This window comes from Cupriavidus sp. 8B (genome assembly GCF_054589115.1).
Window position 1 is genome coordinate 1 of the sequence record NZ_BAAILO010000006.1, and the last position, 19181, is coordinate 19181.

General features: G+C 57.3%; 14 protein-coding genes and 1 pseudogene. 7 read left to right on the forward strand and 8 right to left on the reverse strand.

The window, feature by feature from the left end:
• Positions 1-231 precede the first annotated feature (231 nt).
• On the reverse strand, positions 232-591 hold the full coding sequence (locus ACYP5B_RS00530; RefSeq protein ID WP_459568141.1) for a DUF485 domain-containing protein: 360 nt from the start codon (positions 589-591) through the stop codon (positions 232-234).
• A 637-nt stretch (positions 592-1228) separates the two neighbouring features.
• Here ACYP5B_RS00530 and ACYP5B_RS00535 point away from each other — a divergent pair.
• Positions 1229-2660 (forward strand): annotated as a pseudogene (locus ACYP5B_RS00535) (ISKra4-like element ISBusp5 family transposase); the annotation flags it as partial.
• A 70-nt stretch (positions 2661-2730) separates the two neighbouring features.
• Here the strand turns inward: ACYP5B_RS00535 and ACYP5B_RS00540 are convergent.
• From ACYP5B_RS00540 to ACYP5B_RS00550, 3 genes are read right to left on the reverse strand one after another with little or no spacing between them, the layout of a single operon-like run.
• A complete protein-coding gene (locus tag ACYP5B_RS00540) occupies positions 2731-3285 on the reverse strand; it encodes a TniQ family protein (RefSeq protein WP_459568142.1) in 555 nt (184 codons plus the stop codon).
• Entirely contained in the window at positions 3245-4111 is an 867-nt protein-coding gene (locus ACYP5B_RS00545) for a TniB family NTP-binding protein (protein ID WP_459568143.1), read from the reverse strand. Before ACYP5B_RS00545 ends, ACYP5B_RS00540 begins: the two co-directional genes overlap by 41 nt.
• A 7-nt stretch (positions 4112-4118) precedes the next feature.
• Positions 4119-5729 carry a transposase gene (locus ACYP5B_RS00550; protein WP_459568144.1) on the reverse strand — a complete coding sequence of 537 codons (1611 nt, stop codon included), beginning with the start codon at positions 5727-5729 and terminating at the stop codon, positions 4119-4121.
• Between the two features lie 263 nt (positions 5730-5992).
• On the opposite strand from ACYP5B_RS00550, the gene ACYP5B_RS00555 reads away from it, so the two are divergent.
• From ACYP5B_RS00555 to ACYP5B_RS00565, 3 genes are all read left to right on the forward strand, one after another.
• The gene (locus ACYP5B_RS00555) at positions 5993-7924 is read left to right on the forward strand and encodes a hypothetical protein (RefSeq protein WP_459568145.1); all 1932 of its coding nucleotides are present in this window, start codon (positions 5993-5995) and stop codon (positions 7922-7924) included.
• 62 nt (positions 7925-7986) lie between these two features.
• The gene (locus ACYP5B_RS00560) at positions 7987-8955 is read left to right on the forward strand and encodes an ATP-binding protein (protein WP_459568146.1); all 969 of its coding nucleotides are present in this window, start codon (positions 7987-7989) and stop codon (positions 8953-8955) included.
• A gap of 518 nt (positions 8956-9473) precedes the next feature.
• Positions 9474-10628: a hypothetical protein gene (locus tag ACYP5B_RS00565; protein WP_459568147.1), complete on the forward strand. Its 1155-nt coding sequence runs from the start codon at positions 9474-9476 to the stop codon at positions 10626-10628.
• Between the two features lie 793 nt (positions 10629-11421).
• Here the strand turns inward: ACYP5B_RS00565 and ACYP5B_RS00570 are convergent.
• Both ACYP5B_RS00570 and ACYP5B_RS00575 read right to left on the reverse strand, forming a co-directional pair.
• Entirely contained in the window at positions 11422-11799 is a 378-nt protein-coding gene (locus tag ACYP5B_RS00570) for a helix-turn-helix domain-containing protein (protein ID WP_459568148.1), read from the reverse strand.
• A gap of 20 nt (positions 11800-11819) precedes the next feature.
• On the reverse strand, positions 11820-11969 hold the full coding sequence (locus tag ACYP5B_RS00575; RefSeq protein WP_459568154.1) for a type II toxin-antitoxin system RelE/ParE family toxin: 150 nt from the start codon (positions 11967-11969) through the stop codon (positions 11820-11822).
• A 1480-nt stretch (positions 11970-13449) separates the two neighbouring features.
• Between ACYP5B_RS00575 and ACYP5B_RS00580 the strand changes: the two genes are divergently transcribed.
• The 3 genes from ACYP5B_RS00580 (at position 13450) to ACYP5B_RS00590 (ending at position 15546) form a co-directional block, all read left to right on the forward strand.
• Complete coding sequence (locus ACYP5B_RS00580) at positions 13450-14148, forward strand: AAA family ATPase (protein WP_459568149.1); 699 nt, start codon at positions 13450-13452, stop codon at positions 14146-14148.
• Positions 14141-15193, forward strand: a complete 1053-nt coding sequence (locus ACYP5B_RS00585) for a ParB/RepB/Spo0J family partition protein (protein ID WP_459568150.1) — start codon at positions 14141-14143, stop codon at positions 15191-15193. The genes ACYP5B_RS00580 and ACYP5B_RS00585 overlap by 8 nt, the downstream gene beginning before the upstream one ends.
• A 68-nt stretch (positions 15194-15261) precedes the next feature.
• On the forward strand, positions 15262-15546 hold the full coding sequence (locus ACYP5B_RS00590; RefSeq protein WP_459568151.1) for a hypothetical protein: 285 nt from the start codon (positions 15262-15264) through the stop codon (positions 15544-15546).
• A 155-nt stretch (positions 15547-15701) separates the two neighbouring features.
• Here ACYP5B_RS00590 and ACYP5B_RS00595 read toward each other — a convergent pair whose 3' ends face one another.
• Positions 15702-17231: a RepB family plasmid replication initiator protein gene (locus ACYP5B_RS00595; RefSeq protein WP_459568152.1), complete on the reverse strand. Its 1530-nt coding sequence runs from the start codon at positions 17229-17231 to the stop codon at positions 15702-15704.
• A 1769-nt stretch (positions 17232-19000) separates the two neighbouring features.
• Positions 19001-19181: helix-turn-helix domain-containing protein (locus ACYP5B_RS00600; RefSeq protein WP_459568153.1), on the reverse strand; the 181-nt coding region annotated here is incomplete at its 5' end.

Genomic DNA, 19181 nt, shown 5'->3' on the forward strand with positions numbered 1-19181 from the left:
TGCCTGTGATACGCCCACCGGCGGCGTAGTGATCGGAGACGCCTGAGCTCTTCCGGGCGGCCCATTTCGTAATGAACAGGCTGAAGATGACAAACAAGAAAAACATTGCAATCGCGCTAGGGTTCGAAGCTTGATGCAACGACCCTGTGGAGCCAGGTGACGTGGACGCCTGCGCGGCGGGCAACGCGGTCAAGCACGTGGTGGCCAGTAGCCAGATGACACGCCAAAAGCTCATGACCGGCCTCCCGCTTTGATTGCAGCCACGTTCGCGTCAATCACCGTGTTTGCTCGACGCACGTACACGCCAACGAGCAAGAAGGCGAGCGCGAGAATCCCGAAGCAAACGGGTATTCCCCAGCTCGTGGATCGGCCAGGGCCGATGGGGGTCGCGAGCCAATCGGGCTTGAACGCAATGGTCGAGACGAACCCGAAGTAGGCGACCAGCATCACCACCGTCAGCGACCAGCTAGTCCACCTTCTTTCTCGGACCAGCCTGCGAAACTTCTCATCGTGGACAATGTCCCTTCGTTTCAGCCCGCCCAGCCCAGCGAGGCCTGGGTTAGCGGCTGCTACAGGCGCAGCATTCGACATGTCGTCTCCTCCTTTAATCAATTTTTTCTACCAAACTTCCGGACCACCGACGCCCAACTCCGCTCGTGATTCGCTTCCAACAACACTCGAGAACACCTGAAAGTTGCAGTTGGAACCAAATCCTGTTAGGCACTAAGAAATCAAGTCTTTATGCAAGGGTATGCTATCGACGCCGACCAATTCAGCGGATGAACCGCTTGACGACGTAGTCCGCCCCAAGTCCGATTGGTTCGTAATGCTTGCGGGCTGGAAATGTCGGCCGACATTTCCGATGCTTACGGATTTCGATCGGATTGCCTGCTCATCCGGACTTCTTTTTTCCCGCTTCACTCGCGGTCGAGTCCTTTCAAGGGCTCTAGTGTGGCGCAGGACCCATCAAGCGCTTGACCTCCGACCACGCTCTCGCACGCTTTGACTCGATGTTTGACAGTATAGTCAATCTTGACATCGATGGCAAGAATCTGCCGTCGATCCAGTCATTCGCGGACAGGTGGCGACAACGACGCATGTCTCATGTGTTTCGACGGTTGCGTCCGAGGCAGTTGTTGTTGCAGATGTTGAGGGAAGCCGTTAAAAGGCCTGGGATGCAGCCCTGCAGCGGAGTATCGTCTCGGTATCAAAGAGACGGAGAGCCGACATGCGATGCACGATCGTTCTCGAATTCGATGACGGCGATGGCACGGTGGCAAAACGGGTTGAGGTGATGCGGTTTCACCGCGTCGACCGCAGCCAAGCCTCCGGCGACGTCGGTTTGTCCCTTGCGGAAGGCAAGTCGTTAGTCAATTGCGTCCAGCAAGAATTTGTCGTAGAGCAGCTCGATCGCTACTGCGCGTCGCAACGAGTTGTAAGGTCTGCGGCGCGCTCCGTCGCGTGCACGACGGGCATTGCTCCGAACTGAAGACCACGCTCGGCAAGGTCTTCTACTGCCGCGACCGATGGAAGGCATGTAAGTGTGGTGCTGACGGATCGACGTATGTGTCGCCGCTCAAGAATTACCTTAAGGAAGCGAGCACAGGCGAGCTGCGCTGGCTGCATGGGCGGCGACAATCATTTTGTCACGTCGGCCAAGATGTTTGTCGGTAAACCGGACATCCTGCTTGACGCTATCCAGGCTGCATGCCGAACTCGGCGCCACTATGCCCTACCGGCAGGCCAAGCAGGTCATGGACCTCTTCTTGCCAACGTCCGGACGCGACAGTCACGTGACCATCCGCAATCACACAATGGCCGTCGGCAAATCCCTCCAGCACGCACAGCCCGTGCGGCGGTGGTGCGAGGAGATTAGACCAATTGCCGAACTGGGCATTGATGTCGGCTATGTGAGGCGGGCGCGAAGCAATGGCAAGGGAGCCAGCAAGGACAATCGCGCGGGGGCCGGCAAAAGCTCATCGTCAATAGCTGTCGTCGTTGCGGCATTAGGCCAGACTGGAAGACAACCACGGGTCTGGGCTTCCGCCATGCCGCGCACCAAGCGATTGCAGGAAGAAATGACCAAATTCCTAGAGGACAGCGGATACGATGATCCCAATGACGTCTGTGTCGTGACTGATGGCGCCCTGGATCTTGCCGGGGTTGCTGAAGACCTTCCGTTCGATACCGAATGGGTTCTCGACTGGGCGCACATCGGTCGAATGCTGCGATACGTCGATCAAGCTACTACGCCTTTGGCGTATGGGCGCCTTACGGCCAACGGGTCAGCATTCGAGTTGTGGGATCTGTTTGTTCGCCTTCGCAGCTTCGTGTGGACCGGGCAAACGATACGTTGGCAGAAGCTCGCTAAGGAGCTGTGTCGTCTGCTTGAGCTGCGCGTGAGACTTGACCCGAACTCAAGCCGCGAAGCCAAACAGGCGCGCTGCAAGCTTATAGATTTGGTCAGTTGCCTCAATAGCCATCTTGAGTCGCTGATCGACTATCGCACCCGGCAGCGTGTTGGCCTACGAATCGCGACCGGCTTCGTCGAGTCATCTATCAATCGAATCATTGGCCGCCGCATGTGTAAAAGCCAACATATGCGTTGGAGTCGCGTGGGGGCACACAGGGTCTTGCAAGTGCGCGTCGCCCTCTTGAACTGTTGAAGATCGAGGTTCATGCGAGCGACGCTCATCATTGATAAGAGCGTTGCATTTCTCCGCTCATCGTTCATGCGACTGTCGCTTTTCCATGCGAAAGAATGTTCCGGTGGGGCGTTGCGTGCGCTCTTCGAAGCAGCTGATCAAAGTTGTCGACCTTATGGTCGCGCCAGTGGCAGGTCGTCGTTTCGAGTCTGCCGGGATGTTGCTCACACGTTGAAAAGGTCGGATCCAGCCACTCGCGCTTCCAGAATGGCGAATAGATATCGGCACGATTCACGATCAAACAGAGATAGCAATACCGTAAACGAGGTCGTTCATAGACCCAACCGATTGGAGTCTGCATGGCTCTCAGCCGATCCACACTTACGTGGGTCAGCTGTGAGAGACGCTCCAAGGTCTCGAGCGGCACTGGCGGAAAAAGTAACCATGTCCACCGCGTTAGGACTGGCATCTGGCCGAGATCGGCTTGAGTCCAAAGCTGCTCGACTGTCAGAGAGTATTTTGCCGCGAGTCTTCCAAGCCAGCCCCCGAATGCCTCACCATCAAAGGGACGTGGTGCAACTGGCCACGGCCTCGCCTGGTTAAAGCACGCTGTTCCGGGCGTGTTCGATGTGAGAGACATCGATCATTTCCCTTCCATCGCGGATCGCAAGCTCAGTGGCGGAATTCAAAAGCCGCGAGACCTCGCCGGTCAGACCTCCGCTCGCCGCCAGAACCGCCGAGACAACTTCTCGCCTCGACAGGTTTGACGGTCGTCGCAAAGGAAGTACGCGTTCGAATGCCGCCAGCAGTCCCCGGAAGGCTTCCGACTCCTGCCATCGAGGCATCTCGAAGCGCGCAAAGCGACTGCTCATTTGGGAATCGGTTTGAAGTGCTATCTCAGCATCGTGCGTCCCCACAAGGACAATCGTCATCTGGAGATCGTTGGCCAGAAACTTGAGCAGGTTCAGGGAGGCGCGCTGCTCGCGATAATTTCCCGACAAGAGGTGATGAACTTCATCGACAACCAGCATGCGCGGCGAAACTTTCCGAAGCAACTCGCGACTCAGATGCTCAAGCACGTTTAGCCTCGCTGATGCGTTGAACGGCGCTCCAAGCTCGAACAGCAGCGATGTGTAGAAGCGGCTCTGGTCGGGCGTGGGTGGCATCTGCATAGACACCACCTTCCGGCGCTCCACGCCCGCAATTTCGTCGTATTCCGGAGGATGGCGCCGTTCAAATTTCGCGATAACCTGGGTCTTTCCGATGTTCGATTCGCCGTACAGCAGCACGCACGGCATACGCTGCCGTGGAGGGATCTTCACCAATCGGTCCAAGAGCTCGAACGCCTGTGTTGCGCGGGGATAGTCAATCCATCTATCGCGGGCCAGGGCAAGAATACGAACATTGTCGTCGCTCTTTGCTAAAGAACGGACCTCCGGCAGAAGGTGTGTCAAGGAAGCACTCATCGCCAGTTCACAGTTGCTCTACGTGATAAATTGGAGGCGGCTTGCTGTAGTCGACATCCGGCGTTGCCGACGACGCCTCGGGGGATTTCGCCTGCTGACTGGCCTGCCTGCTCGCCGGGAAAGGCGAGGTCTCCCCTGCTCTTCCTCGTCTGTCTGCAGATCGCCGCTTCGCTGTTGCCCCCTCTATGATGCTGCGTTGCGCAGCGATCGCGTTGAATATCGCAGACTCCGTGACGTGGGATTTTCCCTGCGATCGGAGATGCTTGAGTACCGCCTTTTGCTCCCACAGGGAGATTCGGCCACGACGTAAATCGGCAAAGCTTGCCTCAACGTATTCCTTGCCATCGGCACTGACGAAGATTCTCGATAGGTCCTCTGGATGGTATCGCACCACGACGCGACGGTTAGCCGCCCGCCAGGCGGTGAAGATCGGATGCCAATAGTGCAGATAGAACAGCGTCAAGCCATCAGACTGGATGGTGCGTCGGCTCATGGGCAGGAACTGAATGAGGAAGCGAAGTTCTTCAGCCGCTGAGTCGGGAAGAAGCCGCGGCTTCGATGCTTCAGACAACGTCGACCACGCGGAGTATGGCGTCGCGCCGCCTAAACCTCGATGGGCACTGTGATGGTAGGTCTGTCCGATTTCATACATCAGCCATTGCTCGAACTCCGGAAGGGTTAATGCGGCTTCCGCTTCCGGCTTGTGAGCCTTTCGTCCTTTCGTCGACGATCCGGTCGAGCCTGGCAGACTGTGCACCTTCTCCATCATGGTACGGTTCAGTCTTTCTATATGGCCCCCGAAATAGGGTCGGCCAGGCGGGCGATACATCAGCTCGATGCCGTATTGATTGCAGCCCGCTCGCAGTGCCCTACTTTTGAACTCGGCAGCGTTGTCGAGATGCAATACCTTCGGCACGCCATGCATCGGCCAATCTACAGCAACGTCCCGGCTCGCCAACCAGGGCGCCTTGGGCAGGACCATCCGCGTGAGAAGTAGAGCGACAGTCGCCGCGTTAGGGCGGTCGAAACCGACGTATATGGCCACGACTGATCGTGTCGCGACGTCGATTGCCAGCGTCAGCCACGGTCTGCCAAGCGTGTGGCGAAACACCTCATCGACCAGCATGATGTCGGCAAGTGTGTGATCGATCTGCACAATATCCAACGGATGCTGTGCGACAAGATGGCCCGGCGCTGCGCCTGAAAGCTTCATGCATTCTTTGTCACGGTAGTCGGCCCACCGGCGGGAGATTGTTGGCCGGGAAGGTGGTGTGGCGCCTGCAACGGCGCACCGCATGCGGACCTCTCGGCAAATCTCATGAAGGGGATGGGCGAGATGCTTCTGCCGCGGAAGCCAATCGGATAGGACGTCCTGAACGATTGCCTCCACTTCATTCGACAGCATGTATTGCCCTTGACGTGGACCTGACGGAGACGGCAGCAATGACGCTGTCACCGGGTCTTCTAGAAAGCGTCTGCGCAACCGGTACACTGAAGAAGAGTGCAAGCCTAATAGCTGTCCTGCAAGAGCTGCCTGCTTGCGGGTGAGTGGTGCCTGGCCAAGGGGGCAGAAGATTTGCGCCGCTGCCAGTTCGCGCTTGTCGGGCTCCTTTTTCATCGAAAGCCCCGGACGCTCGCACACCTAAAGTTGTGACTCTGGTCAATCGACACCGAGACTCGAGAAGTCACATCAAATCAGGGCGCTGCTAGGCTCTACCTCGCTAGGTGTGTTGCCTTTCCCACGGAAAGTTGTGTTCCTGGGAAGCGATTTCACCTAATGTTGTGTCTAGTTGGAGCGGGATGGAGGGCCGTAGAGTGCGCCCCAGATTACGTTTGCGAGCCCGAACCGTTGCTGCTGATGCGTCAGACGTCGAGATCAACTTGGCGACGTGGCCCGCGGTCGACGACCAAGCCTTGCCCGAGGCTCAGCGTGCCAACTTCCGCGCGCGCGTTTGCGCGGTGCGGCTTTATTTGGATGGCGCTAGTGGCAGGGACATAAGGACCAATGCGGGAATCGGCCGCGGCCAGGTGTACCGCCTGATCTGTGAGCGTTGCCTTGCACCGCACCCTGACGGGCAAATCTACGGCTGGCGCGGATTGTTGCCGCACGCACGCATCCGGCCTTACACGCGTACTGCTCCAATTGCAGTGAATCCCTGGGGCGGCGGTGCAGCCGGAGCGCTTCAAGCCGTGTTCCGAAGCGCTGCAGGTCAAGGCCTGGAAGCTGAGTTTCGCCAGCAGATCCTTGGTCATCGAAAGACGCTCGAGTCGACCCGACAACCTCGGGCAGTGCTCTACCGCTGGTTTCTTAACGCGTTGCGGGAAAGAGGCTTCGAGCAGCGCGGTGAATGGCCGTTCAACGTCGCGAAGCAAGGTTACAAGGCCATATGCCGTTTCATCGCCGACGTCATTGCGGCCGCGCCGCTACGGACCCGTAGCGCATTACTTGGAGGCCCGGAGGCTCAGCGCAAGACACGCACAGGCGATGGGACACGCCGTCCAGCATTGCGGCTGTTCGAGCGAGTTGAATGCGATGCGCACAAGCTCGACGCGCGCATGGTGATCCTCGTCCCTTCACCGCACGGAGGTTACGAGCCGCGTGTCATTCACCGTCTCTGGGTCGTCGTGCTGATCGAAGTGGCTTCACGCGCAGTTCTCGGTTACAGCTTGTCGCTGCGGCGCGAGTGCAGTGCCGAGGATGTTTTGCGTGCCATACGCTGCGCATTGACACTATGGACACCGCGAGACATTCTGTTCAGCAACAACGCCTATGCCAAGGGCGCCGGCCTGCCTTCATATCGCGCTCCACGGTTCGTGGGAGCTTGCTGGGAAGAATTCAGCGTCGATGGGGCGCTGGCGAACATTTGCAATCGGGTTGAAGCCGCCCTGCAAGACGTCGTAGGTGCGCGAATAGCGAAGCCTCAGGATCCCGGCAGCTTTAGCCACCGGCGCAGCAAAGACGACCGACCCTACATCGAGGCATTCTTCCGCTGCCTGGCTGCGGGTGGCTTTCATCGCCTGGCGACCACCACCGGCAACTCACCAGATCAGAAGCGTGGCACCGACCCGGAGCAGACGGCGAAGGACACTCACTTCCAATTGGAGTTTGCGCAGGAATTGCTCGACGTCCTGATCGCGAACTACAACGCCACACCACATTCCGGCCTTGGGTATCGCAGTCCGCTTGACCAGCTTGAATTATTGGCCGATCAGGAAGATCGACCGTTACCCACGGCGGATCCGATTGCTGTAAGCAAAATGGTGGGTGTGCGCAAACTCTGTGCGCTACTGGGCGGCAGCCGTACAGGTAGACGACCCCATTTTCACTTCGCCAATGCCCGTTACTCCGCAGAGTGGCTTGGCCTGCGCGGGGATCTGCTCGGCAAGAAATTATGGCTGACGATAGAAAACGAGGACGATGCCCGGTTCGCCGCAGTGTCAACACAAGCAGGACATTTTCTCGGCGTCGTTCGTGCCTCACCTCCGTGGCACCGAACCCCGCACTCCCTCTATGTCAGACAGGCTATTCGCTCCCTCGAACGCAGGCGATTGCTCTTCCTGTCCAGCGGCTGCGACGCGGTCGAGGCTTTGCTGCAATATGCAGAAGGCTCGCCCGGCAAGCGGCTCCCTCCTCACCCGGCATATCTGGAGGCACGGCGGATCCTTCAGCAGTATGCCGAGCTGGTTGCGGGAGAATCCATGGTCACCTTGGCACGCCAAGCGCTGCCGAGTGAAGTTGCCGCCGATCCCATGCCAGCCGGACCGGCGTCGCCTCTATGCCTGCCTCCGATGCGAAAGGCCCAGCTATGGTAGCGTCTACATACCATCCCCCGCCTCCCCTGGCTCCTAGTCATGTGCCACGCGACCATCCTATTGTGACAAGTGATTACTCCCTTTATACCGTCGCGATTGAGGAGATGGTGAACACAGTAGCCGGTTGGATCGATGACCAAGTCGATGGCGCCACCATTTATGGCCCCTCGCGTTTTGGCAAGTCCAGCGGCGTCAATCACTGGCTGCAGCGATTGCTCTCGGAGCGCTGCGGTGGCTATGTGCCGATGGTGGTTTGGAGCCACACCGACCCCGGCGGTCCGTATTCAGTCGGCAGCTTCTATGCGGAATTGCTACAAGCCAGTTCCCATTCGCTGGCGCGATTTGTGAGAGGTCCGCTCGCTCGCCACCATATGTTGCTGGAACGCTGGATCGAACTGGCCAGCCAAGGCGGTGGGCGCTTTCTGGTCCTAGTTATCGACGAAGCCCAGGGTATGTCGCAGCGAGAATGGTTATGGCTCGTGGAGTTGCACAGTCAACTCGAGCGACAACGAATTCGATTATGCGTAATCTCGGTGGCCTCGCTCCAGTTTTTTGACGAAGCAATCACCATGGCCCTGTCCGGCGGCGCGCATGTTGCGGCTCGCTTCATGCTGGCCACAAAGGCGTTCGATGGCATTCGTAGTGAGCAGGAACTCGCTTATGTCATGGGCGGCTATGACAGCGGCAGTGAATGGCCTCCGGGGTCAGGCCTGTCATTCACTGCGGGCTTGGTGCCCAATGCCTGGGATCAGGGATTCCGACTCGCCGCCTTCGCGGCTACGCTAATGCAGGCCATGACCGATTGCCTGCCCCCGCGGTACGCAGGCCCCATCAACTTTCCGATGAAGACGGTAACCCACGCGTGCCGCCACGTCTTGTTGCGACTGGCTTCTGGCGCGGACGTCGAGAAGGCGACTTCGCCGACCTCTTGGCGGCAGGTAGTAGAGGCATCAGGACATAGAAGGCTAATGGCAGTGGTGTCAGCCACCGCAGCGCGACAACGCAACGATCGCAGTCCGATACAGACATGACTGAGCCACCGCGTCTGACATGGTATCGCGGCAGCGTCCTTCCCTACGCGTCCTTGTTTCACACGCTGCTCCGCGCATGTGAGCTCAATGGGCTCCGGCCGCGCGAGCTTGCTGTCATGGCTCGAGCCCGAGATCGGCTCGAGGCACCCCAGCCATTCGGGGGGATTGACCGGGAACGGCTCGCGACATTGCTGGGCGAGCCGGCGATGAAGTTTCGGTGGGCAACCGTTGACGATGCACCGGCGTGGCTGCGGCCTGCGCTTTTCAGCTACGACACCAAGATCTGTCCACTTTGCCTGGCGGAGGGCTATCACACCGATTTGTTTGCACTCCGCTTCCTGCAGACCTGCCCTGTCCACGCCGTCCCGCTGCGGTCGCACTGTCGCTGCGGCCGCGCGTTCATGATGATCTTGTCGGATCCGGACGGCCCGCCCGGTAGCTGTCCGTGCGATCGGCTTCGGTTCTTTACCCCAGAGTTGTGTCGCCGCCCGCGAATGACTTCAGCCAACATACAAGCCATGGATCAATTGGTCGCGTGGCTCGACGGCATGACATGTCTCGCCCATTCAGAAGCCGTTGCATACCAGTGCTTTTGGACGCAACAACTCGAGCCGGAAGAATTTCTGGCCCTGAATGAGGCAATGGGACGCCCTTGTCCACCGGGCTTACAGCCATATCCTACGAGAAACGCACTGCGCGTCGTGCATGGGCCGAACACAATTTTTCACGATGACGTTTGCCATCAGCAGGCGTTTGCAGACTTGGATCTAAGAGAAAAAGCGTCGTCCTACTGGTCCGATGCGCCAGCTTTCTCGGTCTACCGAGCCATGGCGCGGCACTTTCGGCGTCATGTGGCCCCGCGGGCCACCACTTGGTTGAAGGCTCCGACCACCGCGGTCGCCGCCGAGACGCTGGCGCACCATCCCCAGGCAGCGCTGGTGATCACAGAGGGCCTGTGGGCACGAAGCGTTGAACCTTATGTGCGCCTTCGCCGTTGGCCGTATCGTGCACCACCGGCTGGCGTGTTTGGGGAGTTGAGCGAGCAGGTAATGCTACATGCCTCCATCAGCCCCCCGAGTCGAGAATTCTCCGCGACCCATACGTGGATCGCATACCATGCGGCGGCCACCGCGTTGCTCCAGGTGTGGGCATACGCGGACAAGGCTGTCCAGGAGTTTCTCCTTGGCCGCGGGAATGCGCTGAGGCATGTCGAAATTGCGAGTTGCCCGCTTCGTCCGTGGTGGGGTGCGAAGCGACGTTGTGACATCACCCGCTTTGTCGAACCGGTTATTGATTGCGGCGAGGCGTGGGGGATCATGTCGAGGACCAGCAAAGCGGCGCGCCTTTTCGGCGTCGCTCGTCGTCGCCACCGTCGCAGGCGAGCTATCGTTGCGCAATGGCATAACCAAGGCCCCGGATTGACGTTCTCACGAGAGAGGGGCTGGACAGTCGCAACCGCCTTCACCCCCGCCAACGCCGATATTCGCAAGCGACGCCTGCTCGGCCAGCAGGATGCCGGCGCGATGTTCTGGATTTACCGGGAAACGGGCGGGGCGTTGGTGGCGCGTCTATGCGACGGACGCGTACAGGCGATAGGCGAGACGCCGCGGACAGCCATCAAGGCGCTGCGAATGGCCCTTCTTCGATTGAGGTTCCTTGCCCCTCCCTATTAGCAAGCCACAAATTTAGGTGAAAGTAGATACAACTTCAGGTATGCAAGCGTCCCTCGTCTTACATTAGGCGATTTTTGGCCGTTTCGGCGTAGTCTCAAGAATGTTGGGCATTCTCGGCGCTGCCGTTGCCTCTCAGCAACTGTCGAAAGGCGTACTTTTTGAGGAATTTCGCTTAGAAATCAAAGAGCCATAGCGATGTGCTTGCTCTTACACATGGTGTTCATGGCTCGCACGAACCTTGTTCTTCAACACCGTCCGCCCTGCCGAGCGAGCTCTCGCCACTGAGTTCGAATACCAACCCTAAATTATCGGCATTTACTATTTCTATACAAGATCGGCCGGTGCCGGCTCACGCTCAAAAGATTACTCGTCTTTTCAAGTACTTAGCTGGAAGTTTGTCATGCAATGTACTACTGGCTGTCGACTATGACCGGAGGATTCGTGGCGACGGCGTCAGGCCCATCCTGTTCGGCAACGGCGGTGAGACCCACGTTGACGCCTGCCTTCCTGGCGAACTCCGGCGGCGTTGGCACCATCCTCGTGCGCGGCACGCCGTCGACGCCAGATTGCGACGAGACCGGGCTCCCGGGACAGGTCGACCTTGTTCGCGCACGCTGTGCGCCGACATTCTGATGTTCGCGGGTAAGCGCGCGCCGACACGGGAATCGGCGGAGGCATGAGTTGGGCCTACCATGGGTCGCCGCGAGGTTGGGCTAGTCCGCCGCCCTATGCGCGGCGGAACCCAAGATCCTTCCACGAGGAAGCAAAGGGCGCCGCAGCGCCCTTTATCCTGTCAGCCCTTGACGGCTTGTCGTTGTCGCTTGAACGCCTTCAGCGCCGGGACAGCATAGAGCTGGCTGCGCCCTACCTCGCTGCTAGCCGCAAGCTTTCCACTGGCGACCAGCCGCCGGAAGGTGGGCATCGACACCTCAAGGTACTCGGCTGCTTCCTTGGCAGTGAATTCGTCGCCGGCCAGATGGCCGAACACTTCCTCGTGGCTTAGATTCTCGTCCCGGAACGCCTGTTGGCCAACCAGGGCGAAGAAGCGGGCCCGTTCTTGCAACGGCAGATTCCTGAGGCGCAGGAGAAGATCTTCCGCAGTCATTGTATTCATCACTTCCTCTCTGCTTTCAGATATTTTTTTGAGGTCCGCATAGAAGTTCTCGTGCAATCCCATCTGGTAGAAATCGATCAGCAGCCACTCAATGTCGCCCCCGTCAGCCTCCCGCTGCTTTGGGGTGGCGACCGGTAAGCCATCAGGTAGTCCTGCCTGTTGAACTTGAACTTGTGAACCCGGATGCCGGCCAGATGCCCAACCTTAGGCTCTCCTACGCAGACCACCTCGACTTCGTTCTCGATAGCCAACTGAAGCGCCTTATGCGCCTCTTTATGAACTTGCTAAAGGGCTTCTTATAGTTCGACATCATGAGATGTTTTGCTCTCGTTTTTGATTATATATCAGATCAACTATCCGAGCGTGAAGGGCATCGCAGAGGCGGATAATCGCCAGCGGATCCGAGCACAGGCGCCCGCCTTCGCGGACAACCTTGTCGTCACCGGCGTAGTCAACAGCCACTGTCTGTTGGACAAGTCTGTTCAAACACCCGGAGTGCCCACGCTAGCCATCGGCGCTAACCAGCTAGTTCCCGCCCAGCCTGTCAGCAGTGCAGGCGACTGGGTTGGCCTACCAAATCCAAATTGGTCCGCAGATACTGGCCTCGTGACCGCGCAACTTGGTGTGATCCCAAATTCTGCCTTGTCGGAGCCCTCAGGGCTAAGGCATCGAGCGCGAATTGCGCAAAAAGGTATTGCACAAGCCGTTCGCGCGTACCGACTCGCCCCGCTGAAAAGGACCGCTGAGTCTGATAGTAAATGCGCTTACTGAAGTGTATTTTAAGGCATTTTCAGCCGTTGCCGAACATATGCAATCGGTTTTTGCCCCGGAACGTCTCGCTGGTTTCGCCCTCCGGATCGGCCTGGTGTTCAGATCACGGCACAAGTGCGTGTGAAGAGTCCCACGAACAGGAGCCGATTGCGCCCTCGCGAGCGCCCAAGAGCCCGCAACGCTTTGCCGCGTCTGACCTGGGCCGTGAGCGCTGCCAGACACTACTAAGCCGAGGGTTACTTCCGATGCCTGGCTACAGCTAACGATGATCCGCCACAAACTGGAATGGTGTTCTTGCTCGAAACCTTGGCACATCGTACCTACGTGTTGGCGCTGATTTCGTAGCGGGCATGGGTCTTACTACGCAGCGAGAGGCTAACACCGTTCAAAAAGGCCGCGCGCGCCTCAACGCGGCACTGGCATCATGTGTTTTGAAGAGTCTTCTTCTTGGAAACTCATGCGAGTGAGTAGTCTGGAATGATCCGAAGTTGTCACGTGACAACACACGCAACGTGGTTGGGAAGTCTCCTGCCAGGAGCTTGACGGCTAGCCCTCAAGTCCGAACCGATGACAGCCTCCATAAAAGAACTGCACAAAGCGATGTCATCGATCGGCTTCGAAGCGGTTGTCAGATTGGTGCGAATCAGAAATCTGAGGTCACACGAAGCCGTCATTTGCAGTTGTTACGTGACAACCGCAACCTCGTTGCCAGAGCCTTCCGTCAGCGCCTCCTGTAGTTAGCGCATATGCTGTACGAACGGATGTCAAACGAAAAGGCCTTCGATCCGGCCAAAGGTTGTTCCAGCGATTGATCGAATCCGAAGGGTCCCACACGCCCAGGCCAAGTTGTTACGTGACAACCACGGCGCTTCTGTAACACTGCTTGCTTCCACAAAATGTGACGCATAAAATTCAGAAAATATTCTAGGAGCAAGTATGCCCGCATTCACAATAGCAGTTGCGAACCAAAAGGGCGGTGTCGGGAAGACGACGCTTAGCCTTAATCTAGCATCGGCATTCCAAGCTGGCGGCAGCGAAGTGGCACTTGTGGATGCTGACCCACAGAACACGTCACTGCGATGGGCTACCAGCGGCGCAGAGCCCCTCCAAGTATCGGTCACGAGTCTCGCTCCCGCTGGCGAAAAAATAGGCAACGAAATTAGGAAACTCCAGACCAAATACGATCTCATTCTGGTGGACTGTCCAGGCAATTTGGAAGACCCAAGAACGCCAGAAGTGCTCAAGGTTGCCGATTTCTGTCTGATCCCCATGGGACCCTCACCAGCGGACCTCTTCAGCACAATGGCGATGATTCGGGAAGTGGCGAACGTGCAACGGCGAGTGAATCCAGAATTGGCTTCGGCTTTGATGCTAAACAACATCAACGGCAAGACACGCATGCGAGAGGAAATCATGACGCTCCTCCGCGAACAGGACGTGGGTACCTATCTTTTCGCTAGCCAGATCGCTCAACGGGAGATCTATCGACAGATTTTCGCACTCGGCACCACAGCTCACGAGTGCAAGCGTTATATGCGAGGCATCAAGGAGGCCCGAGCCGAGATTGAAGGTCTCGCTGTAGAGCTTTCGCAATACATCGCACAATCTCGCGCTAAGAGGGTAGTAAATGAATAAGGAAAATAACGAAAAGAAAACGAAACCCGTCGGCAATCTATCGCTCGCTGCCGGCCTCCTGAAGGGCCTCAATAACGAACGGGCCGCCTTGGATCAGCGCTCCGAACCGAGCGAGGAAGCTCCAACGCGGTTAAGCCCGCCACCACCCGCAGTAGTCACCGAGCCTACGGCAGCGCATGCGATCCCAGTGGCTTCAAATGTCGGCAATCGTTTTCCGATCCCCATAGCAGATTGCATTTCAAATCCCTACAACCCACGAGAGTTTTACCCTGAATCCAAGGTACAAGAGCTTGCCTTGACACTGCAGCGTGATGGCCAGATCGAAGCCATCAAAGTCACCAAACTGCCGCAGTATCCAGGCAAGTACGTCCTGATAGACGGGGAGCGGCGTCTACGCGCGAAGCGCTCACTAGGCGAGAAGTTCATCGATGCCGAATTGCGATCAGACACAACTCCCGCCGAACTCTATTCAATCGCCTATCGAGCCAACAATGACCACGAACGCCAAAGTATCTTCGATGATGCAATCGCTTGGCGGCGCGTCCTTGATAACGGCGTTTTCGTGGAACAAAGCGCCTTAGCGGAGAGGGTAGGCCGGGATAAGGCATACGTCAGCAAGGTACTTTCGCTGAACGCGCTGCCGCGCCCGATCCTTGAGCGCATGGCCGAGTTTGCAGATCGGATAGGTCTCCAGGCCGCTTATTTCATCAAACTGATTTTTGACAAAGCCGGCGAGGAACAAGCGACACGAAACCTATCCGCCGTGATTGATGGCAAGAGGACCGTAAGACAACTCGAGCTCGCCGTGAGGGATCTCACGACACCAAATTCCGCCGGAAAGAAGGAGCGTGCCCGCTATCACCAGCGATACGACTTCAAGACAGACGGCCAATCGTTTGGTCAACTGAAAACTTTCCCTGATGGCCGGATTAATCTGGAGCTCGTGGAGATCCCGGGTAATCAACAGGAGGAGCTTGCCGAAAAAATAAAGGAAATCGTCGAATCCTTCACCAATGCGAAGCCTTCGGCTGCCACATCCATATAGGCTAATCGAGATCCGTGGTCGTGACAGTGGCGTGCGGGGAAATTCACCATGCTCGAAAGGAGACTGTCATGAAAAACTTCGATTGCCGCGGCTGCTCCGACCGCGGCGTTTTACGCAAAACAAGCGCCGGCAATCTTGGCCGGCATCGGGAGGCCAGGGCCATCATAGATGGCCACCTCGACCAGGTTGATGGCGCGCTCTGCAACCTGGAGCCATCCTCGATCAGGGTTGGCATGGACTACAAGTTGGCGTGGGGCGGGGGCTGGCTTGTCGCCGTGCCGCCGAGTAACCTTCCCGTGCTGCGCCCATCTCGCAGCCGAGAATCGCAGAACACAAGCGCAGTTCATGTGTGAGCAGTGCGACTTCGAAGAAAACGCCGAGGTGGTCGGCGCGATCAATGTTTTAAGGGCTGGACACGCTCAGTCCGCCTGTGAAGTGAGCGGTGCGGTAATGCCGCCACTGAGCGCAGTAGGAATCGCAGCCCTTTCCGAGCGACCAGGGAAGCCCATCAGGCTATATTCGGAATCAGGCCGACCTTAGCAGCGAAGGCAAGGAAGGTGCTTTGAACAAGAGGGTGTGTCAAATCCGGCGCATCGTTCTTCAGCTTGCGCTTGCCGATCACAGCAACGCTTGCCTCATCGGAGAGGAAGTTCTGCCAAATTTCCAGCTTCTCGGCGGTCGGAACTCGCGGCCACCATGCGTTAAAACGCTCTAGTGCGGTTTTGCGAGTGTCGGCGGAGAGCCGTTGGATCTCGAGTTCCCTGACCGAATTCCGATTACGCTCGCGATGAACTGCCAATTCTGTCTTTTCCGCACCAGTGAGAAAGTACTGGTCTTCCGTATCACTAAGAGCCTTCATGACGAGCGCATAGCCTTTAGTGAACTTGCGTTTCGCGAGAATATAGCGGAAGTAGAGGACATCCGTTACTTCCTCGATCCGTTTCAGGCGGAAGTTCCGGGTCAGTTCACGGATCTGGGGGCTGCTTATGCCGAATTGCTCGCGTAGGATGGCGAAGCGCTCAGGATCGAGCGTGCCTTCCTCGTTCATAGTCAAGAGGTTCTTCGTGTTCTCCCAGATCTCGAACTTGATTGCAATGACCTTTCGGCCTTTCGTGATGTATTTGGGAGTTGCGCAATAGTCGCTCGACTCTTCAAGCTCTGCCAACGCGGGAACAATGACGCGCGCGGTTAGTCGCTTGAACTCCAGATACTCGGAATCCTCAATCCCCATCCGCTCGCGGAATTCCTCGAGCGATAGTTCTCCGGTGTGGCGACGCCAAAGGTTCTCGCGCAGCAACTCGTACATCGCATGAGCGTACTTGCTGCGGAAACGCGCGTTCATGCGCATTGAGACGTGATAGTAGCGTTCCGGCGCGCTGTACAGCTTCCGCAGCAAGGGCGGAATTTTGTAGTAAAGGGTTTTCCCGTCGATCAGAACATCCTGCAGAATTTGAGTAGAGAACCAGCGCGAATTCTCCGAAATCTGCATCAGAGACTGCTGCATTTCCTCGACCGAGTTTTTCAGATAGGAGGTGTCGTTGTGATTGTGTTCGACCGACCAGCTCAAATAGTCCAGGGAAACCGAAAACGTGTCCTGCGTTGTCATGTTCGGTCGCGCAACGAAAAGGAGGGTGTTGTGAAGCTGCCGCTGAAGTAACTTCAATGGTCGGACAAAGCGCACGCGCTCACTGCTCTTCTTGAGCAGCAGTTCTTCTTCGACGTCGATGATGGAGGTGCCTTCGTCGAACAGATCTAAGCTACGGCTGTAGTATTGCTTCGCCTCCTTTTCGTTCGAGAGGTAGAAGCGGGCCAAGTCGTTCGATGTGAGCGCCTTTTCCAGCGCTGCTTGGTCTTCCAGGGTAACTACTTCAGCTTCGACGCCGTTAACCGCGGCGACCGTTTTGCGTCTGCCGCGTGCGGGTGGCCTAGTATCAGAAAGCACGAGCTCGAACGCTGCCGAGTCCGCAGTTGGTACTGAGAGCGGGATAGCGGACTCAATCCCTTGTACAGCTTTCAGAGCGGCCTTGCTCGTGGTCATGGTGGCCCAGCAGAATTTTTATTGCATATGACTATGGACAATGTGGCCTACAAAGTCAAATTCATGACGTAGGCTATGGACTACTGCAACGGATCTCATCGCCCATAGATGTAGTCCATAGACGAGGCTCACGTGTCCACGGTGGTCGTCCCAGGTACGCCAGGTCGCGGAAAGAGTGTTTCGGATCCTTTGCAGACAGTCCCATAAACGTAGTCCATAAGGGATTTTGGACGCCGACGCGTAAACGCGACAGTCGTTTGTTGGTACCCGATTCGGTCCCTCAAAGCCGAGTCGGGGAATGAAAGGGTAGGCAGATCCCACAGACGTAGACCATAGCTGATAGCTCATGTGCAGCGTGCGTAACAATGCTGTCGCGCAGCTTCTGATACCTCGATCTCAATGGACTACAGATTCCGGAGTGCAGCTCAGTAGTGTGACCAGAGTGCGTTAAGGCTTGCAAGGGTTCACCTGGCGTTTAGTGACTAAAGCGCAACCGTGTGATCCACCCATATGGACTACATATTCCGGGGATTGAGCGCACGGGAGCTCGGTCGGCTCGCAAAGCGGGCCTGAGTAAACGATGGAAATGGCCGTGCCAGCTTCCAAGGACTACAAATTCCGGGGGCATTTGGCTTGGGAAGAGGCATCTGCACGCTGGTCCGCCCAGCCATGGCCTACAAATTCCGGGCGCTTCGGACTTCACTGCCAAGTCATCGGTTCAGGGCTAGGGAGAGTTCCAAGATCCCGGTATCTGTAGGCCGAAGATCAGCCCCTTCACAGCACACTCTATCTAACACATTGATTTATAACGATTTAATCAATTTACCACCGCGCATCTGTATGTGAGTATGTGCTCACGTCACGATACCGAATGCTGGTTCTGGAGAACAGAGTTGTAGAGATGGACTACACATGTGGGGGGGAGCACTAATGAGGACAAGGATTCCGGTTGTCTACGGCACTGGATTCTTGCAAACGGTTTTGGGGGTTAGGTCTCGCGCGGAGGATCGAATCTATATAAGTAAAGACATCAAATCAAATCGTTAACGCTGGCTAACGCGTTGATTCAACTACGTTTTCTGCGATAACGGCCTACGGACGTGGGGAAGATACTGCCCACATCCGTGGGCTTTGCCACTTTAAGCCGCCATTTATGGGATTCCTATCGCCTACGTCTGTGGGAGCTTAAGCCTACGGCCGTGGGACATGGCCTACGCCCATGGTTGTGGTCCATAGATGCTCTGTGGATAACTTGGCTTCGCGGTGTTGGCCTACAGATATGGGCGTCACAAAGTCAACGCCGGTATATTGTGCTGCCGGAACACTATGGACTACGGGCATGGGGCAACTGGGCGGTGTGAACTATGCAATGGACTACGGTTATGGGGGGATCTTGGGCGCGCTCAGCGGTATGGACTACGGTTATGGGGCCGAACGCCTGGGGAGTCCAGTAAGGGGGCGTACCACGGACGTAGGCTTGTACGTTCGTTAGTGTAGCGAGGCAACGCGCCGAATCAAGTCGCGCTCTATCAAGGCATTCTGGTAGTTCGGAGCTCAATGGCGCAGGCTGTTTCCGAAATTGCCGTCCACACGGGGGTAAAGCGCAGCAAAGCGGCTGGAAACGCGCTGGAGCGCTTCCACGCCTGGAAGTGCATAAGCCGCAGATGGGTTTTCAACGGGCTCCTTGGTTGGCCGCATTGCTTGACAGGGGGCTGCGGCTGCCACTGCCATTAGCCCGCCGAACTCGTAAGCCTACGGCTTTTTTGTCGTCAGGCAACCACTACGTGAGTGTGCCCCAGCGTTCGGCGACCGGCCTTCCTCACCACGATGTCCACGTCGCGCCCCAATCGGTTTAGGCACTCGATCATCTTGGCCTGGCTAATGCCGCGGAATTTGCCGCGCAATAGCTCGGAGAGCTTGGGTTGCGGCATGCCCAGCAGTTCGGCCGCC

What these genes read in the sequence shown, in the direction of transcription:
- ACYP5B_RS00565 (WP_459568147.1), top strand. Translation starts at nt 9,474, where the DNA reads ATGGATCAATTGGTCGCGTGGCTCGACGGCATGACATGTCTCGCCCAT.
- ACYP5B_RS00540 (WP_459568142.1), bottom strand. Translation starts at nt 3,285, where the DNA reads ATGTCTCTCACATCGAACACGCCCGGAACAGCGTGCTTTAACCAGGCG.
- ACYP5B_RS00530 (WP_459568141.1), bottom strand. Translation starts at nt 591, where the DNA reads ATGTCGAATGCTGCGCCTGTAGCAGCCGCTAACCCAGGCCTCGCTGGG.
- ACYP5B_RS00585 (WP_459568150.1), top strand. Translation starts at nt 14,141, where the DNA reads ATGAATAAGGAAAATAACGAAAAGAAAACGAAACCCGTCGGCAATCTA.
- ACYP5B_RS00595 (WP_459568152.1), bottom strand. Translation starts at nt 17,231, where the DNA reads ATGACCACGAGCAAGGCCGCTCTGAAAGCTGTACAAGGGATTGAGTCC.
- ACYP5B_RS00590 (WP_459568151.1), top strand. Translation starts at nt 15,262, where the DNA reads ATGAAAAACTTCGATTGCCGCGGCTGCTCCGACCGCGGCGTTTTACGC.
- ACYP5B_RS00550 (WP_459568144.1), bottom strand. Translation starts at nt 5,729, where the DNA reads ATGAAAAAGGAGCCCGACAAGCGCGAACTGGCAGCGGCGCAAATCTTC.
- ACYP5B_RS00545 (WP_459568143.1), bottom strand. Translation starts at nt 4,111, where the DNA reads ATGAGTGCTTCCTTGACACACCTTCTGCCGGAGGTCCGTTCTTTAGCA.
- ACYP5B_RS00580 (WP_459568149.1), top strand. Translation starts at nt 13,450, where the DNA reads ATGCCCGCATTCACAATAGCAGTTGCGAACCAAAAGGGCGGTGTCGGG.